Annotated in this window: 22 protein-coding genes; 11 read left to right on the top strand and 11 right to left on the bottom strand. The window is 69.6% G+C overall.

All coding sequences use genetic code 11. The features are described from left to right. Positions 1-45: 45 nt before the first annotated feature. From ACPWT1_RS16615 to ACPWT1_RS16595, 5 genes are all read right to left on the bottom strand, one after another. On the bottom strand, positions 46-906 hold the full coding sequence (locus tag ACPWT1_RS16615; protein ID WP_427912252.1) for an N-acyl homoserine lactonase family protein: 861 nt from the start codon (positions 904-906) through the stop codon (positions 46-48). Between the two features lie 343 nt (positions 907-1,249). After that, positions 1,250-1,690 carry a cupin domain-containing protein gene (locus ACPWT1_RS16610; protein ID WP_427912251.1) on the bottom strand — a complete coding sequence of 147 codons (441 nt, stop codon included), beginning with the start codon at positions 1,688-1,690 and terminating at the stop codon, positions 1,250-1,252. A gap of 146 nt (positions 1,691-1,836) precedes the next feature. Next, positions 1,837-2,172 (bottom strand): DMT family transporter, encoded by a 336-nt coding sequence (locus ACPWT1_RS16605; protein ID WP_427912250.1) that lies wholly within the window; start codon positions 2,170-2,172, stop codon positions 1,837-1,839. A 5-nt stretch (positions 2,173-2,177) separates the two neighbouring features. After that, complete coding sequence (locus ACPWT1_RS16600) at positions 2,178-2,633, bottom strand: DUF3237 domain-containing protein (protein WP_427912249.1); 456 nt, start codon at positions 2,631-2,633, stop codon at positions 2,178-2,180. A gap of 39 nt (positions 2,634-2,672) precedes the next feature. Then, entirely contained in the window at positions 2,673-3,959 is a 1,287-nt protein-coding gene (locus tag ACPWT1_RS16595) for an amidohydrolase family protein (RefSeq protein ID WP_427912248.1), read from the bottom strand. 120 nt (positions 3,960-4,079) lie between these two features. On the opposite strand from ACPWT1_RS16595, the gene msrB reads away from it, so the two are divergent. The 3 genes from msrB (at position 4,080) to ACPWT1_RS16580 (ending at position 5,866) form a co-directional block, all read left to right on the top strand. Beyond that, positions 4,080-4,577 (top strand): peptide-methionine (R)-S-oxide reductase MsrB, encoded by a 498-nt coding sequence (msrB, locus tag ACPWT1_RS16590; RefSeq protein WP_427912247.1) that lies wholly within the window; start codon positions 4,080-4,082, stop codon positions 4,575-4,577. Between the two features lie 16 nt (positions 4,578-4,593). Then, positions 4,594-5,295: a peptide-methionine (S)-S-oxide reductase MsrA gene (msrA, locus tag ACPWT1_RS16585; RefSeq protein ID WP_427912246.1), complete on the top strand. Its 702-nt coding sequence runs from the start codon at positions 4,594-4,596 to the stop codon at positions 5,293-5,295. A gap of 193 nt (positions 5,296-5,488) precedes the next feature. Continuing rightward, positions 5,489-5,866 carry a nuclear transport factor 2 family protein gene (locus tag ACPWT1_RS16580; protein WP_427912245.1) on the top strand — a complete coding sequence of 126 codons (378 nt, stop codon included), beginning with the start codon at positions 5,489-5,491 and terminating at the stop codon, positions 5,864-5,866. A gap of 143 nt (positions 5,867-6,009) precedes the next feature. Here the strand turns inward: ACPWT1_RS16580 and upp are convergent, their stop codons facing one another. The 5 genes from upp to ACPWT1_RS16555 all read right to left on the bottom strand — a co-directional run bounded on the left by upp (position 6,010) and on the right by ACPWT1_RS16555 (position 12,828). After that, positions 6,010-6,639: a uracil phosphoribosyltransferase gene (gene upp, locus ACPWT1_RS16575; RefSeq protein WP_427912244.1), complete on the bottom strand. Its 630-nt coding sequence runs from the start codon at positions 6,637-6,639 to the stop codon at positions 6,010-6,012. A 174-nt stretch (positions 6,640-6,813) separates the two neighbouring features. Next, complete coding sequence (locus ACPWT1_RS16570; RefSeq protein ID WP_427912243.1) at positions 6,814-8,556, bottom strand: tannase/feruloyl esterase family alpha/beta hydrolase; 1,743 nt, start codon at positions 8,554-8,556, stop codon at positions 6,814-6,816. A 49-nt stretch (positions 8,557-8,605) separates the two neighbouring features. Next, on the bottom strand, positions 8,606-9,874 hold the full coding sequence (locus ACPWT1_RS16565; RefSeq protein WP_427912242.1) for a URC4/urg3 family protein: 1,269 nt from the start codon (positions 9,872-9,874) through the stop codon (positions 8,606-8,608). Beyond that, the gene (locus tag ACPWT1_RS16560) at positions 9,871-11,136 is read right to left on the bottom strand and encodes a GTP cyclohydrolase II (RefSeq protein WP_427912241.1); all 1,266 of its coding nucleotides are present in this window, start codon (positions 11,134-11,136) and stop codon (positions 9,871-9,873) included. The genes ACPWT1_RS16565 and ACPWT1_RS16560 overlap by 4 nt, the downstream gene beginning before the upstream one ends. 111 nt (positions 11,137-11,247) lie before the next feature. Continuing rightward, positions 11,248-12,828 carry a helicase HerA-like domain-containing protein gene (locus tag ACPWT1_RS16555; protein ID WP_427912240.1) on the bottom strand — a complete coding sequence of 527 codons (1,581 nt, stop codon included), beginning with the start codon at positions 12,826-12,828 and terminating at the stop codon, positions 11,248-11,250. 59 nt (positions 12,829-12,887) lie between these two features. Here ACPWT1_RS16555 and ACPWT1_RS16550 point away from each other — a divergent pair, with 59 nt between their 5' ends. Genes ACPWT1_RS16550 through ACPWT1_RS16515 form a run of 8 tightly spaced genes read left to right on the top strand, consistent with a single transcriptional unit; the run spans position 12,888 to position 18,811 of the window. Beyond that, positions 12,888-13,607 carry a YebC/PmpR family DNA-binding transcriptional regulator gene (locus ACPWT1_RS16550; protein ID WP_427912239.1) on the top strand — a complete coding sequence of 240 codons (720 nt, stop codon included), beginning with the start codon at positions 12,888-12,890 and terminating at the stop codon, positions 13,605-13,607. 13 nt (positions 13,608-13,620) lie between these two features. Further along, the gene (gene purD / locus ACPWT1_RS16545) at positions 13,621-14,898 is read left to right on the top strand and encodes a phosphoribosylamine--glycine ligase (RefSeq protein WP_427912238.1); all 1,278 of its coding nucleotides are present in this window, start codon (positions 13,621-13,623) and stop codon (positions 14,896-14,898) included. Next, a complete protein-coding gene (locus tag ACPWT1_RS16540) occupies positions 14,885-15,547 on the top strand; it encodes a 1-acyl-sn-glycerol-3-phosphate acyltransferase (protein ID WP_427912237.1) in 663 nt (220 codons plus the stop codon). The genes purD and ACPWT1_RS16540 overlap by 14 nt, the downstream gene beginning before the upstream one ends. Further along, positions 15,544-16,473, top strand: coding sequence for an oxygen-dependent coproporphyrinogen oxidase (gene hemF, locus ACPWT1_RS16535; protein WP_427912236.1), 930 nt, complete (start codon positions 15,544-15,546; stop codon positions 16,471-16,473). The genes ACPWT1_RS16540 and hemF overlap by 4 nt, the downstream gene beginning before the upstream one ends. Beyond that, a complete protein-coding gene (gene nadD, locus ACPWT1_RS16530; RefSeq protein ID WP_427912235.1) occupies positions 16,464-17,072 on the top strand; it encodes a nicotinate (nicotinamide) nucleotide adenylyltransferase in 609 nt (202 codons plus the stop codon). The genes hemF and nadD overlap by 10 nt, the downstream gene beginning before the upstream one ends. Further along, positions 17,072-17,746: a ribosome silencing factor gene (gene rsfS, locus ACPWT1_RS16525; protein WP_427912234.1), complete on the top strand. Its 675-nt coding sequence runs from the start codon at positions 17,072-17,074 to the stop codon at positions 17,744-17,746. Before nadD ends, rsfS begins: the two co-directional genes overlap by 1 nt. After that, positions 17,743-18,210 (top strand): 23S rRNA (pseudouridine(1915)-N(3))-methyltransferase RlmH, encoded by a 468-nt coding sequence (gene rlmH / locus ACPWT1_RS16520; RefSeq protein WP_427912233.1) that lies wholly within the window; start codon positions 17,743-17,745, stop codon positions 18,208-18,210. The genes rsfS and rlmH overlap by 4 nt, the downstream gene beginning before the upstream one ends. Beyond that, entirely contained in the window at positions 18,203-18,811 is a 609-nt protein-coding gene (locus ACPWT1_RS16515) for a Maf family protein (RefSeq protein ID WP_427912232.1), read from the top strand. Before rlmH ends, ACPWT1_RS16515 begins: the two co-directional genes overlap by 8 nt. Here ACPWT1_RS16515 and ACPWT1_RS16510 read toward each other — a convergent pair. Next, a complete protein-coding gene (locus ACPWT1_RS16510) occupies positions 18,808-19,839 on the bottom strand; it encodes a PAS domain-containing protein (RefSeq protein ID WP_427912231.1) in 1,032 nt (343 codons plus the stop codon). The genes ACPWT1_RS16515 and ACPWT1_RS16510 overlap by 4 nt on opposite strands. Positions 19,840-20,356 lie beyond the last annotated feature (517 nt).

Here is a 20,356-nt window from a genome sequence, read left to right as displayed (position 1 = left end):
GAGGACACCGTGTGCGCGGCATCCCTCGTCGGGTGCCTGTGCGGCTCATTCGAAGTAGGCGGGCTCCTTCGGCACGGTCTGCGCCTGCTCGAAGTCGTGGTTGATCCACAGGCGCGCACCCGTGCGCTTGAGAAAGTCATCCATCTGCTGCATCGAGCGCGCTGTCAGCTCCTTGTCGAAGTTGATGGAGGGCACGCGCCTCGCCTCCCAGTTGGCGCGGAAGTGCACGAAGTCGCCCGACAGGAGCACCGGCGGGCTCTTGGGCAGTCGCACGAACAGGGACTGATGCCCGGGCGTGTGGCCCGGCGTCGACTTGATGATGACCGAGCCGTCGCCGAAGACATCGTGGTCCCCGTGCAGGATCACCATCCGCGCAGTGCGCAGCTGGTCGTAGCTCGCCGGGTTGTAGCCGAAGCGCTGCGGTTCCGGCCCGAACGCGGCGTCGTGTTCGGCCTGCTGCATGAACACCGTCGCATGCGCGAACAGGTTGGCATTGCCGGTGTGGTCCGGGTGCGAATGCGACATGGCGAAGTAGGCGATGTCCGCGGGCCGGAGGCCGATCTCACCGAGCGACTGCAACAGCGGCTTCCTCAGGAACGCCGTCGAGGTGCGTCGCTGGTTGGGGACGCCCTCGGGGATGCTCGCGTACCGGTCGGGGTGTCCGCTGTCCCACAGCATCCAGCCCTTTGCGTGCTTCAGGACATAGCAGTTGTTCGAGAACACGTACGGCTTGCCCTTGTCGGCCTGGGTTGTCCAGGGCGACAGGTCGTTCGTGCGGTTCTCCCCGCAATCGATCGCATAGAGGCGGTCGACTGCCGCCGGGGCAGGGGTGCTGGACATCGGCGCGCAGCCGGCGAGGGCGAGGACGCATGCCGCAGCGGCAAGCATCGCGCGGGAGATCGTCATGGCACCTCCGCTGGTGGAATCGCGTGGCGGGTCGCTCGAAGGGCTGCACCCGGACGCGACGTCCTTCCGGCGGCGACGGTCCGCGGCCCACGATCGCGTCAGGGTGGGACGATCGCCGGGCCTCCGCCGTGGAGTGCCCCACGAGGGCCAGTGCGTCGCACTGCTCGGTTTCCACGGTGCGTTGCCCGGTCGACGACGTCCGCAACCCTGACCGCCGCATCGTGCATGCGCTTCGCGGTCACCGCCATGCTCGCTTTGTCCCGGTCGTGCGGGCGGGACGTCCTGCCCGTGTCCGGGGCCGCTGCTCGCGCGCTCGACAGGGCCGCGTTCCCTGGAACGGGGCTCATCCTGCCAGGCGCGTCTGGTGCTCGCCCGCAATCGCGGCGAGACGCGGCAGGTCCGGCGCGTCCGGTGCGATCTCGCGGTCCATGTGCTCGAACATGGCGGATGCGGCTTCCCGGCTGGTCACGGAGATCATCTGGCCGCCTTCCTTGCCGAAGCGGAACCAGTGCACCGTGCCGCCGGGCAGGTGGACCAGGGTGCCGGCCCGCGCCACCCTTTCCTCATCGGCCATGCCGAACAGGATCTCGCCACGCGTCACGTAGAAGGACTCGTCCCACGGGTGGCTGTGCGGTGGCGGTCCGCTGCCCTCGGGGCCTTCCTGCAGGAAGATTTCGTAGCCGCCGGTCGCGGCGCCGGAGGCGAGCACCGTGATGTGCTCGCCGACAACGTTGAGCGAACGCGGATAGCCGGAGGGTTGGATGACGGAGGGCTGGCGCGTCATGGCTTTCTCCTTGCTGCGCGGGGATCGCGCGGATGCCATTGGATGCGCGTGTCGATGCAGGCACAAGGGCTCCGATGTCTCAGGGCCGCGATCGACGAGCGGTCGCCCCACCGCGGGCCTCGACATCAAGGCAGGTGATCGGGCAGCTAGCTCGACTGCACCCCCGAAAACACCCGAATCACCACCACGCCCGCAAGAATGAGCGCGATTCCCGCCACCGCTCCCGTATCCAGCCTCTGCCCAAACACCACCCACGCCACGATGGTCACCAGCACGATCCCGATCCCCGACCAGATCGCGTACGCCACGCCGACGGGAATCGTCTTGAGCGCCACGGACAAGAGATAGAACGAGATCGCGTAGCCGACCACCGTCACGGCGCTCGGGGCCAGGCGCGTGAAACCGTCGGAAGCCTTCAACGCATTCGTGGCCACCACCTCGACCAGGATCGCGCCCAGCAGCGCGAGATACGGCGTGTCCATGGCGGCTACAGGACTTCCTCGACGGAATAGATCGGCCCCGTCGGCTCCCTGCGGCCGGTGCCGATTGCCACCACCTTGTTGATCCACGCGTACTTCGCCGACGACGTCTCGAATACGGGCGCCATGCGGAAGTAGTAGGTCGTCGGATCGACCACCTCGCCGGCGGCCAGCCGCGCCATCACCTCCGCGGGACCGTGGCGCAGGCCGCGGTACGCCATCGAGATGTGCTCGCCATCGTCGGTGCGCAGCAGGATGCGCACGTCGAGCACCGTGACGCCGTCCGGCCGCTGCAGCATCCAGTCGCCGCCGGGCGCACTCACCACCGTGCCGCGCAGGCGCTCGCCCTGGAACTCGCCGCCCGCGACGACGGCGATGCGGCGGCGGCCCAAGGGGGTCTCGCCGAGGTCGTGGACTTGCGGCACCTGCAGGCGGAGCTCGAAGAGGGAACGGGTGGCGATCATGCGGAGGTCTCCAGAGGGTGAGGTCGATCGGTCAAGCGGTCAGCGCGCGGGCCGCGCACGGCGGAAATCGGTGGTGGGCGGACGGCCCGGCAGGGTGAGATTGGCGACGTCGGGCGCGGTCGACGCGAGCTTCTTCCCGCGCCGCCACACATGCAGCCGCGTCGCACGCAGCCGCACGGCCTCGACGACATCGCCGGCCTGCAGCAGCACGAAGCTCGCATCGCAGCCCTTCGCGAGCCCGTAGCCTTCCAGGTGCATCACCTTCGCGGCGTTCGTGGTCACCGCGTCGAAGCAGGCGCGGATGCCGGCCTGGCTGGTCATCTGCGCCACATGCACGCCCATGTGCGCCACCTCCAGCATGTCGCCCGAGCCCATGCCGTACCACGGGTCCATCACGCAATCGTGGCCGAAGGCGACGGTCACACCGGCGGCCATCAGTTCGGGCACGCGCGTCATGCCCCGCCGCTTGGGATAGGTGTCGTGCCGCCCCTGCAGCGTGATGTTGATCAGCGGGTTGGCCACCACGCTCACGCCGCTCTCGGCGACCAGGGGCAGCAGCTTGCTCACGTAGTAGTTGTCCATGCTGTGCATGGACGTGCAGTGGCTGCCGTTCACGCGGCCCTGCAGGCCCAGGCGCTGCGCCTCGAACGCCAGCGTCTCGATGTGGCGCGACAGCGGGTCGTCGGTCTCGTCGCAGTGCATGTCGACCAGCTTGCCGTGCTGTGCCGCGAGCTCGCACAGCAGCTTCACGCTCTCGGCGCCCTGGGCCATGGTGCGCTCGAAGTGCGGGATGCCGCCGACGATGTCCACGCCCATGTCCAGCGCCTTCTTCAGGCTCTCCATGCCGCCCTTCGTGCGCAGCACGCCGTCCTGCGGGAAGGCCACGAGTTGCAGGTCGAGGTAGGGCGCGACGCGCTGCTTCACCTCCAGCATCGCCTCGACCGGCAGCAGGCTGGGATCGCTAGTGTCGACGTGGCTGCGGATCGCCAGCAGGCCGCGCGCCACGGCCCAGTCGCAATAGGCGAGGGCCCGCCCGACTATGTCCTCGGCCTTCAGCTGCGGCTTGAGCTCGCCCCAGAGCGCGATGCCTTCCAGCAGCGTGCCGCTCTCGTTCACGCGCGGCAGGCCGTAGCTGAGGGTCGCGTCCATGTGGAAGTGCGGATCGCAAAACGGCGGCGCGAGCAGTTGGCCGTGCGCATCGACGGTCTCGCGTGCGGGCACCTGCAGGCCCGGTGCGACGTCGGCGATCCGGTCGCCTTGCACCGCGAGGGACATGCCGGTGCGACCGTCGGGCAGCGTCGCGTTGGTGATGAGGAGGTCGAGCATCGTCGCCACAGGATAGCCTGCGCCTCTGCCGCGCTGTCGCTGCGCGGATGGGCTCATCCTGCGGAACCAACCGGCCCAGCCGCGACTCACTGTCACATCTCCACGGAGCGAAGGATTGCCATGACGACGCGGCGCACTGCATGGATGGGCCTGGCTGCTGCAGCGGCCGGGGTGAAGGGGTTGTTTCTCGGCGAGGCAGCCCATGCGGAGACCGCGGCGCCACGTGCCGTCGTGCACAGCGAAGCCGAGTGGCGCAAGCTGCTGACGCCGGCCCAGTTCAAGGTGCTGCGCGAGGCGGATACCGAAATGCCCTTCAGCAGTCCGCTCGACAAGGAGCATCGGGCCGGTGTGTTCCGGTGCGCCGGGTGCGCGCAGCCGCTGTTCTCGTCGAAGGCCAAGTTCGACAGCGGCACGGGCTGGCCCAGTTTCTACGAGCCGCTGTCGAAGCAGTCTGTCGAGGAACACACCGATCGCAGCTTCGGCATGCGCCGCACCGAGGTGCTGTGCCACCAGTGCGGAGGCCACCTGGGCCACGTCTTCAACGACGGCCCCAAGCCCACCGGTCTGCGCTATTGCATGAACGGGCTGGCGCTGGCGTTCGCGCCCGACGCCGCCTGAACCGAAGGAGCCGACGATGAACACACGCCTGACGATGGCCGCCACCGCCGCGGTGGCACTGGCCGCTTGGGGTGTCCTGGGCAGCGGCGTGGCCGCCGAGAAGGCGGTGCAGTTGCCGTTACCCGCCCAGGACGAGAAGGCCACCGCGCCGACCGAGACCGCGGTGTTCGCGGGCGGCTGCTTCTGGGGCGTGCAGGGCGTGTTCCAGCACACGAAGGGCGTGCTCAATGCGGTGTCGGGCTATGCGGGCGGCGACGCGGCGAGCGCGAACTACGACACCGTGAGCACGGGCCGCACGGGCCATGCCGAATCGGTGCAGGTCACGTTCGATCCGAAGCAGGTCTCGTACGGGCAGCTGCTGCGCATCTTCTTCTCGGTGGCGCACGATCCCACCACGCTGAACCGGCAGGGGCCGGACACGGGCACGCAGTACCGCTCGGCGCTGTTCGTCAACGGGCCGGAGCAGAAACGGGTGGCCGAGGCCTACATCGCGCAGCTGGACGCGGCGAGGGTGTTCCCGTCGCGCATCGTCACGCAGGTGGCGCCGCTCACCGGCTTCCATCCCGCGGAGGCGTACCACCAGGACTACGCGACCCTGCATCCGCAGCAGCCCTACATCGCGACGTTCGACCTGCCGAAGATCGCGAACCTGAAGGCGACGATGCCGGACCTGTACCGCGAGCAGCCGGTGCTGGTGGCGGCGCAGGGGAAGGGCTGATACAAGCAGACGCCCTGGATCCCCGCCTTCGCGGGGATGACACAGGGGGCAGAGGACACAGGGACGCGGATGGCGCGAGGTGGTCATCCCCGCGAATGCGGGGATCCACGGCGTCCATGACCTCCCACGTCATGGACTGACTGCGGGCCGGCTCCAACAATGGCTCCATCGTCACTCGCAACAGGAGCCAGCCATGAACCTCCCCCTCATCGAAACCCTGGTCGACCGCCACCTCGCCGCCTACGGCGATCCCGACGCCGTGCGCCGTGCCGGTGCCATCCGCGAGATCTGGAACGCTGGTGGGCGCCTGGTCGATCCGCCGCTGGAGGCCGCGGGCCACCAGGGCATCGCCGACCAGGTCGCGACGCTGCAGACGCAGTTCCCCGGCCACCGCTTCGAACGCACGACCGCGATCGACGCCCACCACCAGACGCTGCGCTACGGCTGGCGCCTGGTGAGCCCCGCGGGTGCGGCCGTGATCGAAGGCATCGACATCGCGGACCTGGATGTGGATGGGCGCCTGAGCCGCGTCGTTGGGTTCTTCGGCGCGCAGCCGCCGGCGCTTGCATGACGGCATGAACGGCTGTCATCCCGGCCTCGAGCCGGGATCCAGCAGCGGTGCCTGACCGCGGGACTGGATTGCGGGTCAAGCCCGCAATGACACCGAAGAGCACGCGGCCCTGGATTGCGGGTCAGGCCCGCAAGGACAGCTCTCTATTTCGTCCCGAAGATGCGGTCGCCCGCATCCCCCAGTCCCGGCAGGATGTAGCCGTGCTCATTGAGCTGGCGGTCGATCGCGGCGGTGTAGATCGGCACGTCCGGGTGTGCCTTCGTCATGGCCTCGACGCCCTCGGGGCAGGTGAGCAGGCACACGAACTTGATCGACTTGGGCTTCAGTTCCTTGATGCGCTCGACGGCGGCAATGGCGGAGTTGCCCGTCGCGAGCATCGGGTCGACCACGATCACGTCGCGCTCGGCCATGTGGTCGGGCATCTTGAAGTAGTACTCCACCGCGACCAGCGTCTTCGGGTCGCGGTACAGGCCGATGTGGCCCACGCGCGCGCCGGGCACCACGTTGAGCATGCCGTCGAGGATGCCGGTGCCGGCACGCAGGATGGAGACGAACACCAGCTTCTTGCCGTCGATGACCTTGGCCGTCATCTTCTCCATCGGCGTCTCGATCTCGATGTCCTGCACGGCCATGTCGCGCGTCACCTCGTACGCCATCAGCGACGCCAGCTCGCCCAGCAGCCGGCGGAAGCTGTTGGTGCTGGCCTCCTTCTTGCGCATCAGGGTGAGCTTGTGCTGCACGAGGGGATGGTCGATGAGGTGGACTTGGGACATGGGCGTGCTCTGGGCAGGGAACGAGCCGACTATAGCGAGGCGGAAAGCGAATGCGGGAGCGGGCAGCCGAACGCCAAAGGCGCGAAAGAGCGCAAAAAACGCGAAAGAAATCTCGAAGGAAGTTCTTTTGCGTCTTTCGCGTTCTTCGCGTCTTTCGCGTTCGGCTGTCCGTGTTCAGCGCTGCTTCATCCGGGCCAGCCCCGGCCGGGTCTCGCAGGTGAAGCTGGTGGCCTGGCTGGGATCGCCGGCGCCCATGTACTGCGGGTAGCTGGGGAAGCGGCACGCCGGCATCGACCGGATGAAGTGCATGTCCTCGATGCCCAGGTTCTGCGCGAGCGGCGCCTCGGGCGGCGTCTGGCCGCGCAGCACCCAGTCCTCCAGCATCGCCAGCGCGTTCACCTGGCTCGTGCCGCCCACGTTGTGGCTGCCGCCGGCGGGCACGTAGAAGCGCAGCATGCGGTCGGTGGCGTCGCGCCCGAGCTTGTCAACCACGCTGCCGACGTACTCGGCCGACATCGTGAGCGGCGCCGCGTTGTCGGCCGACGGATGCACCAGGATCAGCTTGCCCCCGCGCGCGGCGAAGCGCGAGAGGTCCGGGTCGGTCGCGTCGAACATCTGCGACAGCTGCATGATCCGCCCCGCATGCGGCTTCGGGTCGAAGCGGTACGGGTTGAAGTCGTCCTGCTGCACGATGGTGTGGCGGATCAGGAAGGCACCGAAGTTCAGGACGGCGCCACGGCGCGGCTCGAAGCCCATGCCGGGCGGCAGCTGCTTGGACGGCGCCTCGGAGCCGATCGGATAGAAAGGCCATTGCCAGCCGGTGCCGTCCTCGTCGCCCGTGGTCTCGAAGCCCGGGAAACGCGTGACGCCGTGGGCGAACTTCACCGGCATCTCGCGCGAGTTGCGCAATGCGTTGACCGACGCCACCTGCGCCGCGCTCAGGCACGTGCCGGCCGGCTTCGCCTCCTGCGAGCAATGCAGCTGGTCGACGTCGTTCGGGCATTCCAGGTACTTCGCGACCACGCCATCGCGCAGGCCATCGCGCAGGTCGCAGGTGGCGCGCGTGCGGTCGGCCACCAGCTTGATGGCGTGCGCGTCCAGGAAGCCGCCGTCGGCCAGGTGGTCGCGCACGTTGTTGTCGAACAGGTGCACCGCGTACCAGCTGATCACCGGCGAGGTGGCGATCACGCCGTCGTAGTCCTGCGGATAGACCTGCGCCGCGCGCAGCGCCTCGCGGCCGCCCGCCGATTCACCGCTGAAGAACACGTGCGTGGGCTTGCGGCCGTAGGCGGCCTGGATGACGGCCATCGCGGTGTCGTGCGTCTTCTTCAGCTCCTCGTGCGCCCAGTTGCGCATCGCCTCCTCGTTGCGTGTGAAGCGGAAGTCGCCGCGCGCATGGCCGCCGTCGCTGCCGAAGGTGACGTAGCCCTGCGTGAGGGGGTAGGGCACGTTGACGGGGTTCGGATCGAAGCGGCCCGACGCCTTGTTGCCCGGCGCCGTGATCACCTGGCCGCCGAGGCCGCCACCGCCCGACTGCAGTGCGCGGCCGTTCCAGTTGGACAGCGGCAGGTTGATCGCGAAGTTGATCGGCGGCGCGCCCGGGTCGACCGGCAGCACGCGGCCCTGCACCAGGCAATGCGCGGGCGTGGGCAGCAGGTGTTCGCCCTCGGGATCCTTGTACGGCGCGACCTCGGCCGCGCGCTCGGCCGTGGCGATCATGGCGCCGCCGGTCGGCAAGCCGATCGAAGTCGCGGGGATGCGCATGCCGGCCAGCGATTCGCACTGCTGGATGGCCATCGGCGGCGGCTGCACGAACGCGACGGGTGGAGGCGGCTCGGGCGGTGGATGGGCACAGCCCGCGAGGACCGCGGTGAAGAGGATCGCGAGCGTCAGTGGAAGGGTGGGTCTGGTCGGCATGTGTCGTCTCCTTGTTCTTCCCAGGCCTTCGGTGCGACGCTGGTGACGGCTAGAACACCGTGCCGTCGCTGTGCACCTGCAGCGGCGGAAGGCCGTTGCGGCGCTCCTGCGCGAGCTGGCGTCCCACGGACCAGGTGCCGCCTTCGAGCACGCAGGCCAGCGGCATGTGCTCCGCCGTCGCCGAGAGCTGGCTGCGCACGTGGCCCGCGAGTTCGTCGAGCAGGCTCACGGTCAGCGCGCGCCACTCGACGATGATCTCGTCGCCCGTATGCCAGACCTGCCGCGCCGCATCGGGCTCGCGCAGCTGCAGCACGCCGGTGTCCAGCAGCAGGCCGCCGTTGCGGTACTCGGGCAGCGCGGTGAGCCTGTCGATGCCGCGCAGCTTCACGCCCGACCAGTGGAACGGCTCCAGCAGCGAGTAGGTGAGCCACTGCGACAGCTTGTGGAACGGCACCCAGCCGTCGCTGGGGCCGTCGGCGCGCACGGCGCTGTGCTGCCAGCAGTCGCCCAGCGGCACGCCGCCGATGCTGTGGCCCATGGGCCAGATGCCGGACATCGACACCAGGATCTGCGACAGGATGTCGTGCGCGTCGACGTCGGCCGAGTGCGGAATGCCGCCGTCGGGCGTGATCAGCTCGTCGTAGATGCCGGCCGGCCGCCCTGGGTCGCCGAACACCTCGGGCTCCTCGGCCAGCACCTCGCCCAGCCGGCGCAGCAGGATCGCGCGGCCCTCCAGGCCCACCATGGGGTTGGACTCGCTCACCTGGAACGCCTGCGCCAGGCGGTCAAGCGGCAGCGCGCGCAGCCCTTCCGAATCCACCTGCAGCGGCCGCAGCTTGTCGCTGGAGAACATGCCGGCGCAGAAGGCATGGAAGCTGGCGATGGCCAGGCCTTCGGAGCGAGTGAAGGTCTGGCCCGTGGCGGGCTCGACGTACTTCCAGTCGGGGCCGGCGCCCGCGTCGAGCAGCACGCTGACCACGGTGAGGTCGACCATCGCGTGGGCGCGGATGGTGGGATGCACGTTGCCCAGCAGTTCTTCGAACTGCGCCTTGCGGTCGACACCGCCGGCCTCGAAGTGGCGCCAGCGGCTGTGGAACGGGATGTGCAGCTTCGGGTAGCGGCGTCGCGTGGCCTCGGCGACGGCAGTGGCGGCATCGCGCATGCGGCCATCGTCGACCGTGAACCAGTGCGAGTGGCCGATGCGGGCGCGATCGAGCAGTTGCCCGCAGCGCTCGCGCACGGCGACGGTCGTGCGAAGCGCCGCCGCCGCGAGCTCACCCTGGGAGCGCTCGCGGACGAAGTCGTTGTCCCGGGTCATTCCAGCCCCCGGCCCTTGGTGCGCTTGAGGCGGGTGGCGTCGGGCACTTCGCCCGGCGTGAAGTAGCCGGCGGCCATCTTGGCGTCCATCTCCACCCGCGCGTCGGCGGGGATCAGTTCATCGGGGATGTTCACGCGCTCGCCGACCTCGATGCCCGAGCCGGTGATCGCGTCGAACTTCATGTTGCTCATCGAGACCAGGCGGTGGATCTTCCGCACGCCCAGCCAGTGCAGCACGTCGGGCATCAGCTCCTGGAAGCGCATGTCCTGCACGCCGGCCACGCACTCGGTGCGCGCGAAGTACTGGTCGGCGGTGTCGCCGCCCACCTGGCGCTTGCGCGCGTTGTAGACCAGGAACTTGGTGACCTCGCCGAGCGCGCGGCCTTCCTTGCGCGAATAGGCGATGAGGCCCACGCCGCCGCGGCCGCCCGCAGACTTCGGCTGCGCGCCCCGGATGCATTCCTCGATGGCGTGCGTGAGGTAGGGCCGGCAGGTGCAGATGTCGGAGCCGAACACGTCGGAGCCGTTGCACTCGTCGTGCACGCGGGCGGTGAGCTCCACCTGCGGGTCGGCCAGGTCGCGCGGGTTGCCGAAGATGTAGATGGTCTGGCCGCCGATCGGGGGCAGGAACACCTCGAGGTCGCTGCGCGTGACGAGCTCGGGGTACATGCCCCCGGTTTCCTCGAACAGCACGCGGCGCAGGTCGGTCTCGCTGCAGCCGAAGCGCCTGGCCACGCCGGGCAGGTACCACACGGGTTCGATGGCGGCCTTGGTGACCATGGCCGCGCCGCCCGCGGTGAGCAGCTTGCCGTCGGGCTTGAGGCGGCCCTTCTGCACCGCCTCGATCACTTCCGGAAGGATCACGTGCGCCTTGGTCACGGCGATGGTGGGGCGGATGTCGAGCCCCGACGCGATCTCGTCCTCGAACACGTCGGCGACGGCGGCGCCCCATGGGTCGAGGCTCACGATCTTGCCCGGGTCACTCCACTGCGGATAGGGACCGATGGCATCGGTCGGCGCGGTGTTGGTGAGGTCGGCGCGGTGGCCGCGGGAGAGCGCGCCAGCTGCAACCGCGAGCGCGCGGTAGACGCTGTACGAGCCGCTGTGCGTGCCGATGACGTTGCGGTGGGCGAGCGAGGAGGTGGTGCCCACGACGGGCCCGCGTTCCTGCGGCGTGGCAGCACCCCAGTGGATGGCCGGTGCGCCATGCCCGCCGCTGTGCGAGGTCAGGCGGATGTGACGCGGGGCCGTGGTGTCGGGCATGAACAGCTCTCCCCAAAACGCCCACTTTAGCGCGGCCTGCCACAGCCGTGGGGTGCGGAAGAGGCAGCGCTGGCGTGCGTTGCGCGGCCGCCGCGCGGGCGGGAAAGCCCGCTAGCGCTTGCCACCGAGCAGGCCGCCGAGCACGCCGCGCACGATCTCGCGGCCGACGCTGCTGCCGATGGTGCGCATCGCCGAGCGCGCCATCGATTCGGCCAGTCCTTCGTGGTGGCCGCCGCGCGGGCCGGTGGTGCCGAACAGCACGTCCTTGGCCAGGCCGCCGATGCCACCGAGCGCGTCGCCGAGCCCCGAACCACTGGCGGTGCTGGCCGGCCCGGGAACGTCGACGCCGCTGGCCTGCGACGCTGCCGTCGCGGTGGCCGATGGCGAGGGACGGGCCTGCGTCGGCGCGGGCTGCGTGGCGCGCCCCTTGAGCTTCTCGTAGGCCGATTCGCGATCGACGGCCTGCTCGTAGACCCCTGCCACGATGGAGTTGGCGATGAGGGCCTTGCGCTGCTCGGGCGTGATGGGGCCGATCTGGCTGCCCGGCGGGATGACGAACACGCGCTCGGTGATGCTGGGGCGTCCCTTGGCATCGAGCAGGCTCACCAGCGCTTCGCCCACGGCCAGCTCGGTGATGGCGGCTTCGATGTCCAGGCCGGGCTTCTGGCGCATCGTCTGCGCCGTGGCCTTCACCGCCTTCTGGTCGCGCGGCGTGAAGGCGCGCAGCGCGTGCTGCACGCGGTTGCCCAGCTGCGCGAGCACCGAGTCGGGGATGTCCAGCGGGTTCTGCGTCACGAAGTACACGCCGACCCCCTTGGAGCGCACCAGGCGCACCACCAGCTCGATGCGCTCGACCAGCACCGTGGGCGCGTCCTTGAACAGCAGGTGCGCCTCGTCGAAGAAGAACACCAGCTTGGGCTTGTCGGGGTCGCCGATCTCGGGCAGCTGCTCGTACAGGTCCGACAGCATCCACAGCAGGAAGGTGGCGTAGAGGCGCGGCGACTGCAGCAGCTTGTCGGCCGCGAGGATGTTGACGATGCCCTGGCCCGCCTCGTTGGTCTGCAGGAAGTCCTGGATGTTGAGCATGGGCTCGCCGAAGAACTTCTCGCCGCCCTGGGCCTCGATCTGCAGCAGCCCGCGCTGGATGATGCCCACGCTGGCCGCGGAGATGTTGCCGTACTGGGTGGTGAACTGGCTGGCGTTGTTGCCCACGTGCTGCAGCATCGCGCGCAGGTCCTTCAGGTCCAGCAGCAGCAGGCCGTTGTCGTCGGCGATCTTGAACACCAGCTGCAGCACGCCCGACTGGGTCTCGTTCAGGCCCAGCATGCGCGACAGCAGCAGCGGGCCCATGTCGGAGACGGTGGCCCGCACGGGATGGCCTTGCTCACCGAACACGTCCCACAGCGTCGTGGGGCAGGCGAGCGGCTCGGGCATGGGCAGCCCGCGTTCCTTCACCGCCTCGGCCACCTTGGGCGCCAGGTGGCCGGGCTGGCTGATGCCGGTGAGGTCGCCCTTGATGTCGGCCATGAAGACCGGCACGCCGATGCGCGAGAAGTTCTCGGCCAGCGTCTGCAGCGTGACGGTCTTGCCGGTGCCCGTGGCGCCAGTGATCAGCCCGTGGCGGTTGGCCAGGCCGGGCAGCAGGAAACACTCGGTGGCGCCGTTCTTGGCGATCAGCAGCGGGTCGGCCATAGGTCAAAAGTAGAATCGGGTCCGCAGCACTATAGCGACGACACACAAGGAAGCACGAAGTGGCCGGACACAGCAAATGGGCGAACATCCAGCACCGCAAGGGACGCCAGGATGAGAAACGCGGAAAGATCTGGACCCGCGTGATCCGGGAGATCATGGTCGCGGCGCGCCAGGGCGGCGGCGACCTGAACGCCAATCCGCGCCTGCGGCTGGCGGTGGACAAGGCCAAGGCGGCCAACATGCCGGCCGACACCATCAAGCGCAACATCGACAAGGCGACCGGCAACCTCGAGGGCGTGAACTACGAGGAGATCCGGTACGAGGGCTACGGCATCGGCGGCGCGGCCATCATCGTCGACACGATGACCGACAACCGGGTGCGCACCGTGGCCGAAGTCCGGCACGTGTTCAGCAAGTACGGCGGCAACATGGGCACCGAAGGCTCGGTGGCGTTCCAGTTCAAGCATTGCGGCCAGCTCATCCTGGCGCCGGGCACCAGCGAGGACAAGGTGATGGACGTGGCGCTGGAGGCCGGCGCCGACGACGTGGTGACCGACGACGACGGCGCCATCGAGGTGATCACCATGCCGTCGGAGTTCGAGAAGGTGAAGAACGCGCTGGAGGCCAATGGCCTGAAGCCCGAGATCGCCGAGGTCACGATGCGCCCCGAGAACACCATCGAGCTCACCGGCGACGACGCCGCCCGCATGCAGAAGCTGCTGGACATGCTGGAAGACCTGGACGACGTCCAGGACGTGTTCCACAACGCGTCGCTATGAACGGCGCGCACGGATGAAAGTTCTCGTCATCGGCGGCGGTGGCCGCGAGCACGCGATGGCCTGGAAGCTGGCCCAGTCGCCCAAGGTGCAGGCCGTCTACGTGGCTCCCGGCAACGGCGGCACGGCGCAGGACCCGCGCCTGGGCAACATCGACATGACCGACGTCGTCGGGCTGCGCGAATGGGCGCAGGCCGAGAAGATCGCGCTGACGGTGGTCGGTCCCGAGGCGCCGCTGGCGGCTGGCGTGGTCGACGAGTTCCGTGCGCACGGCATGCGCATCTTCGGACCGACGAAGGCGGCGGCGCAGCTGGAAAGCTCCAAGGCGTTCTCCAAGGACTTCATGCAGCGGCACGGCATCCCGACCGCGGCGTACCAGACCTTCAGCGATCCCGCACTGGCCCACGCCTATGTCGACCAGCAGGGCGCGCCCATCGTGATCAAGGCCGACGGGCTGGCCGCGGGCAAGGGCGTGGTAGTGGCCATGACTGCGGCCGAGGCGCACGAGGCGATCGACTTCATGCTGCTGGACAACCGCCTGGGCGTCACCCACAACGAGGGCGGCGCGCGGGTGGTGATCGAGGAATTCCTGCAGGGCGAGGAAGCCAGCTTCATCGTGCTCTGCGACGGCCGCAACGTGGCCGCTCTGGCCACCAGCCAGGACCACAAGCGCCTGCAGGACGGCGACCTCGGCCCCAACACCGGCGGCATGGGCGCGTATTCGCCCGCGCCGGTGGTCACGCCAGCCGTGCACGCTCGCGCGATGCGCGAGGTGATCATGCCGACGGTTCGCGGCATGGAGAAGGACGGCATCCCGTACACCGGCTTCCTGTACGCGGGCCTGATGATCGACCGCGCCGGCAAGCTCAAGACGCTGGAATTCAACTGCCGCATGGGCGACCCGGAGACGCAGCCGATCCTGATGCGCCTGAAGTCGGACCTCTACGACGTGCTGGTGGCAGCCACCAGCGGCACGCTCGACCAGGTCGAGATGCAGTGGGACCGCCGCACGGCGCTGGGCGTGGTGATGGCCACGGCGGGGTATCCGCTCAGCCCGCGCAAGGGCGACGCCATCACCGGCATCCCCAAGGAGACGCCCGACGCCATGGTGTTCCATGCCGGCACCGCGCTGCAGGATGGCCAGCTCGTCACCTCCGGCGGCCGCGTGCTGTGCGTCACGGCACTGGCCGACACCGTGAAGGCCGCGCAGATGCACGCGTACGACATCGCCAAGGGCATCCGCTTCGACGGCGCCCAGTACCGCAAGGACATTGGACACCGTGCGACGCGCTGAGGTGGGCGCCGGCGCGGCGTCGCCGCAGGTGCTCCGGTTCGAGGCCAGCCGGGCCGCGACATTCCTCCTTCGCCTGGCCGGCTGGCGCGTTCACTTCGACGGGCTGCCGGCGCCGCAGGGCGTGCTGGTGGTCTACCCGCACACCAGCAACTGGGACTTCGTGGTCGGCATCCTGGCCAAGTGGTCCATCGGCCTGACGCTGCGCTTCTGGGCCAAGGACAGCCTGTTCCGCGTTCCGGTGTTCGGGCCCTGGCTGCGGGCACGCGGCGGACTGCCCGTGGTGCGCTCCAGCGCCAACGGCCTGGTCACGGACATGGTGCAGCAGATCCGGGAGCACCGGCAGGCCGGCTGCATGTTCTGGCTTGCGGTCACGCCGGAAGGCACGCGCAGTGCGCGGCCGGGCTGGCGCAGCGGCTTCTACCGCGTGGCCCTCGAAGCGGACGTGCCGGTCGGGCTTGCGAGCCTCGACTATGGCCGCCGCGAGGTGCGCGTCACCACCTTCGTCACGCTGACCGGCGACGAGGCCGCCGACCTGGCGCGCATCGCCGACGCCTATGCCGGCGTGCGCGGCAAGCGGCCGCAGCAGGCCGCGCCCGTGCGCCTGCTCGAGGCGTCCCGCCCAGTCCGTTCCGATACCATCGTCCGATGAACCCGGCCGTGGACACCACCCCCAACCACGCCGTGCGCGCGTACCTGATGGACCTGCAGGCGCGCATCGCCGCGGCCTGCACCGCCGTCGACGGCAGCGCGTTCCGCAGCGACCCGTGGCGCAAGGCGCCGGGCGAGCCGCTGCAGGGCGAGGGCCTCACGATGATCCTGGAGGGCGGACCGGTGCTCGAGCGCGCCGGCATCGGCTTCTCGCAGGTGCGCGGCCCCCGCCTGCCGCCCTCGGCCACGCAGCATCGGCCCGAGCTCGCGGGTGCGCCGTTCGAAGCCTTGGGCGTGTCGCTGGTGTTCCATCCGCGCAATCCGTATGCGCCCACCGTGCACATGAACGTGCGCATGCTGTCGGCCGCGCCCGCGGGCGGCCAGGCCGCGTTCTGGTTCGGCGGCGGCATGGACCTCACGCCCAGCTATGGTTTCGACGACGACACGGTGCACTTCCATCGCGTGTGCAAGGACGCCGTCGCACCGTTCGGTCCCGACCGGCATCCGCGCTACAAGGCCTGGTGCGACGATTACTTCAGCCTGAAGCACCGCAACGAGCAGCGCGGCGTCGGCGGCATCTTCTTCGACGACGTGTCGGACCTCGGCTTCGACGGCGGCTTCGCGCTGATGCGGTCGGTGGGCGATGCCTTCCTCGCGGCGTACCTTCCGATCCTCGAGCGCCGCAAGGACACGCCGTACGGCGAGCGCGAGCGCGGCTTCCAGCTGTACCGGCGCGGCCGCTACGTCGAGTTCAACCTGGTGTGGGACCGCGGCACGCATTTCGGACTGCAGTCCGGTGGCCGCACCGAGTCCATCCTGCTGTCGATGCCGCCGCTGTGCAGCTGGGCCTACCGGCGCGAGCCCGAGCCCGGCACGCCCGAAGCCGAGCTCTACACCCGGTACCTGCAGCCGCGGGAGTGGGTTTGAGCAGCCGTCGCATCGGCATCTTCGGCGGCGCCTTCGACCCGCCGCACCTTGCCCACGTCGCACTGGCGCAGGCGGCTGTCACGCAGCTCGGCCTGCATGAGTTGCGCGTGTTCCCGACCGGGCAGGCCTGGCACAAGGCACGCGCGCTCACCGATGGCGCACACCGGCTCGCGATGGCGCAACTCGCGTTCGGCACGGTGGCCCGCGCGGTGGTCGACGATCGCGAGCTGCGTCGCAGCGGTCCCACGTACACCATCGACACGCTGCGCGAACTGCACGCCGCTTCGCCCGACGACACATTGATGCTCGTCGTGGGCGCCGACCAGGCCGAGTCCCTGCACAGCTGGCGTGCCTGCGACCAGATCCTGCAGCTGGCCACGGTGGCGGTGGCGGCGCGCGCGCGTCCCGACCCGCACGCACCGCCCTTCGATGCGAGCCGGCTGCCCGCCGGCCACTGGACCGCCGTCGAGCTTCCCAACATGCCCGTCAGTGCCACGCAGATCCGCGCGCTAGTCGCAGCGGGGCAGGGGATCGGCCATCTGGTTCCCCCTGGCGTCGCACGCTATATTGCCCAACACCACCTTTACGCCCCGACCTGATGACCCAAGAAGCAAGCGCCAAGAAAGACACCCAACGCCTCCAGCGGGCCATCGTCGATGGCCTGGAGGACGTCAAAGCGCAGGACATCCAGGTCTTCAACACCGAGCATCTCTCGCCGCTGTTCGAACGCGTGATCGTCGCCAGCGGCACCTCGAACCGCCAGACCAAGGCGCTGGCGTCGAGCGTGCGCGATGCGGTGCGTGACGCCGGCTTTCCCAAGCCGCGCGTCGAGGGCGAAGACAACGGCGAATGGATCATCGTGGACTGCGGCGCCGCGGTCGCTCACATCATGCAGCCGGCGATCCGCAACTACTACCACCTCGAGGAGATCTGGGGTGACAAGCCGATCCGCCTGAAGTTCGGCGCGCCCAAGCCCGCCACCGCGGCACCAGCACCTGCGCCCGCGAAGAAGGCGCCTGCCAAGACCAGCCTGCGCCGCAGCACCGCGGCGAAGGTCGCGGCCCGCGAAGCCGATCGCGCCGAGAAGGTCAAGGCGCCGGCGAAGAAGGCCGGCGCGAAGAGCGCGGCCGGCAAGACCGCGGCGAAGAAGGCGCCCGTCAAGCCGGCTGCGAAAAGCGTCGCCAAGACCGCCGCCGCCAAGGCTCCCGCGAAGACTCCGGCCAGGACTCCGGCGAAAAAGGCCGCCAGCAAGACCAGCAGCCGCAAGGCATGAAGCTGGTGGTCGTGGCGGTGGGCCAGCGGGTGCCCGACTGGGCAGCCACGGCCTGGGACGACTACGCCAAGCGCTTTCCGCCCGAGCTGCGGCTGGAACTCAAGGCCGTCAAAACCGAGCCGCGCGGCTCGCGCACGGTGGACCAGCTGATGGCCGCCGAGCGTGAGCGCATCGAAGCGGCCATTCCGCGCGGCGCGCATGTCGTCGCGCTCGACGAGCGTGGCACGGCGCTGACCACGACCGCGCTGGCCGCACGCCTGAAGGTGTGGCAGCTGGATGCCGCCGATGTCGCGCTGGTGATCGGCGGCCCCGATGGCCTGGACCCGGCATTCCGCGCCGCGGCCCACGAACGCATCCGTCTTTCCGATCTCACGCTGCCGCATGCGATGGTGCGCGTGCTGCTTGCCGAGCAGCTGTACCGCGCCTGGTCGATCAATGCGGGGCATCCGTACCACCGTGAGTGACTTCATCTATCTCGCGTCGCAGAGCCCGCGCCGCCGGCAGCTGCTGGAACAGCTGGGCATCCGCCACGAGCTGCTGCTGCCGGACGACGACGAGGATGCGGAGGCCATCGAGGCGGTGCGGCCGGGTGAGGCGCCGGCGACGTACGTGCAGCGCGTCACCGGCCTGAAGCTCGATGCCGCGATGGCGCGCCTGCAACGTCGTGGCCTGCCGCCGGCGCCCGTGCTGTGTTCCGACACGACGGTGGCGCTGGGCCGCGCCATCTACGGCAAGCCCGCCGACGACGCCGACGCGGCGCGCATGTTGCGCGAACTGGCCGGCACCACGCACCGCGTGCTGACTGCCGTCGCCATGCAGCTCGGGCGCAAGCGGCGCGCGGCATTGAGCGATTCGCGCGTGACGTTCGCGCCGCTCACGCCGGCGCAGGTGCGCGCGTATGTCGCCAGCGGCGAGCCGCACGGCAAGGCCGGCGCCTATGCGATCCAGGGACGCGCGGCCGCGTTCATCACGCGCATCAACGGCTCGTATCCCGGCATCATGGGCCTGCCGCTGCACGAGACGGCGCAGCTGCTGCAGCAGTTCGGCGTCCGCGCGCCAACCTAGGCCGTTGCGGCCGGCGGCAGTTCCAGCGCTTCCGGCACCAGCCCGATCACCTGGCCGCGCGCACCGATCGCGGGGCGCATCGAGAACTGGTAGGTGCGGCTTCCACCAGGCAGGTTGACCGTGAGCAGGGTGCGCGTGGTCTGGCCGCCGCGCGCGGCGACCACCGCTTCCTTCACGGCCTCGGCCGCACCGGGGGTGGCGGTGAACCAGGGCGTGTCCCAGAAGGCGCGACCTTCCACGTCCTTCAGCGTGCAGCCGATCGCCGCCAGGGACGCGGGGTTGGCATCGAGCAGCACGCCATCGACGTCGAGGAAGCCCTGGAAGATCAGGTCGGTCTCGAAGGTGGTGCGCAGCCGGTGCATGGCCTCGCTCTCCTTCTCCAGCGCGCGCGACAGCTGCGCCGTGCGCTGCTTCACGTGCCACTCGAGCGACTCGTTCACCCGGCGCAGGGCCTGTTGCGCGCGCTGCTCCGCTTCATTGAGCGCCGCCAGGCGGGCGCGTTCCTCGCCCAGCTGCCAGTTCGACAGGCGCAACGCCGTCTCGGCGCGGGCGCGCTCGGTGACGTCGGTGACCAGCACGAAGATCCCGTCCACGGCGCCCGCGGCGTCGCGCACCGGCTGGTAGATGAAGTCCATGATGCGGTCTTCGAGCGGCTGCCCCGGACGGTGCTGCAGCTTGACCACGGCCCCGTTCCCCACGTACGCCTCGCCGCTGGACAGCACGCGGTCGAGGATCTGCAGGAATCCCTGGCTGGTGACCTCGGGCAGCGCCTCGGCGACGCTGCGGCCGACCACATCGCGGTTGCCGACCAGCCGCAGGTAGGCGTCGTTCGCGAATTCGAACCGGTGGTCCGGGCCGCGCAACAGGGCAATGGGAGCCGGTGCCTGCGCGAAGACCTCGCGCCAGCGCGCGATCTCGGCTTCGCGCTGGCGCCGTCCAGCACGACCTCGGTGATCTCGTTGCCCTGGTTGAAGATGCCCGCCACGCGATGCTCGGCATCGCGGATCGCGGTGAGGCTGTAGTTCCACCAGGTCTCGGTGGCACGGCCCTGCCGCACCATGGGCAGCATCTCGTTGTACAAGGCCTCGCCCTGGCCGGTGCGCATCACGGCCTCGAACCGCGGCCCGACCACGTGCCAGATGTCGCTCCAACCCTCGCGCGCCGGCATGCCAAGGATGGCCGGGTGCCGCTCGGCGGGGATCACGGACCACGCATCGTTGTAGAGGACGTGCAGGTCGGGTCCCCAGTAGATCGCGGTGGGGAAGCTCGAGTTGAGGCAGAGGCTGAGCGCCATGCGCAGCGCCTGTGGCCACTGCGCCGGTGGGCCGAGCGCGTGCCGGTCCCAGTCGAAGGCGCGGATGCGCTCACCCATCTCGCCGCCGCCTTGCAGGAAATCGAGGGTGGCTGTGGCGGGTGAAGTCATGCGGGGTCCGGTCCGGGGGGCTCCTGCCGAGTGTAGGCAGAATTTCGCGGCTCACTGGCGCGCAGGGGCTAGGAGGCCCTGAGGTATCCTGTGCCCGGCCGAGCGAGGGTGGCGGCAACGAG

Source organism: Ramlibacter sp. MMS24-I3-19, assembly GCF_050320135.1.
GTDB lineage: Bacteria > Pseudomonadota > Gammaproteobacteria > Burkholderiales > Burkholderiaceae_C > Ramlibacter.
Note: the sequence above shows the minus strand (reverse complement) of the source record. Positions and strands in the feature narration are given on the sequence as shown.